2 protein-coding genes are annotated in these 1,228 nt (G+C 57.4%); one reads left to right on the plus strand and one right to left on the minus strand.

Features of this window, described 5'->3' with window-relative positions; translation table 11 throughout:
• Window positions 1–876: tetratricopeptide repeat protein (locus NKI35_RS31235; RefSeq protein ID WP_502897201.1), on the plus strand; the 876-nt coding region annotated here is incomplete at its 5' end.
• Window positions 877–952: 76 nt separating this feature from the next.
• Here the strand turns inward: NKI35_RS31235 and NKI35_RS31240 are convergent.
• Window positions 953–1,228, minus strand: a 276-nt coding sequence (locus NKI35_RS31240) for an EF-hand domain-containing protein (protein WP_352742650.1), incomplete at its 5' end; no start/stop codon positions are given.

The following is a 1,228-nucleotide window of genomic DNA, read 5'->3' on the forward strand; positions in this document are numbered from 1 at the left end:
GTGTGGGCCGAGCGCTTCGACCGCGAAAGCGCCGACATATTCGACGTTCAGGACGAAGTCACCCGACGCGTTGTTGAAGCGATTTCTGGCAAGCTTGGTGAAAAGAAACTTGTTGCCCGTTCCCGACCGTCAAATCTCGAAGCCTATGATCTGTGCGTTAGGTCACGAGGCAAGTGCAACAATTCCAGATCGGACAACAGTGAGGCGTGTGCTGACTTGGAACGTGCCGTTCAGATCGATCCAAACTACTGCGAGGGGCACACCAATCTTGCCATCTCACTGCTATTTGGCTGGATTGTCTGGGGAGAGCCACAGGAACCCGGCCGCGCAAAGGCTCTGATACACGCGCAACGGGCCGTGGAGATCGATCCCGACGATTCCCATGCTCGCAGGATCATGGGCTGCGTTCAGCTTTATGAGCGCAATTGGGACGAAGCAAAATTCCAATTCGATGCTGCCGTTCGGCTTAATCCCAACAATGCAGATGCAGTTGCATGGATGGGTGAGCTTCAAATCTACTTAGGCGATCCGCAAGCGGCGCTGATATCGTGTGGCGCGGCGCTCCGTATAAATCCTCGTCCACCCGGTTGGTATTTCTGGATCATGGGAATGGCTCAGATTTCCTCTGGACACTACGAAGAAGCTGTTGCGTCCTTGAGCCGGGAAGAAACGTACGGGACGGGTTCAAGGGAGCACCTGGTTCCCGCGCTTGCCCTTGCCGGTCGCGTTCCTGAGGCACAAGAGGAAGCCCGCCTATTTCTTGCGGGCAATCCAAATTGGAAGGTCGGTGATTTGGTGGCGAACTCACCTTTCAAGAGCCCGAGTGATGCGCAGCCGTTTATTGATGGCTGGCGCATGGCGGGCTTGCGGGAATAGCGCGTTTGCGGCAAGGCTGGAGAGAGTGCTGGTTAGCCGCCGGGCGAACAGCCAATAGACGCCCCCTTTGCGCGACCTACGGCGTGTCCTCGCTATCAGTGCCATGCATGCTGGAGCCATGCATGAAGGACTGGATCTCGTCCGCATCGATCTTGCCGTCACCATTCTCGTCAATGCTACTGAACATCCTGCCCACCGCGCGTTGAACCTCGTCCTCGGAAACCGATCCGTCGCCATCGGTGTCCAACAGCCCGAACATCAGTCGCATGCCGGCACCGCGCATCAGCTGATGATGCCAGCGTCCAGCCATTCTGTGTCCACGATCGCGGCCACCGTGGTTCTGCCAACGGCC

The sequence above is a fragment of the Mesorhizobium sp. M0676 genome (assembly GCF_040320535.1).
Lineage (GTDB): Bacteria > Pseudomonadota > Alphaproteobacteria > Rhizobiales > Rhizobiaceae > Mesorhizobium.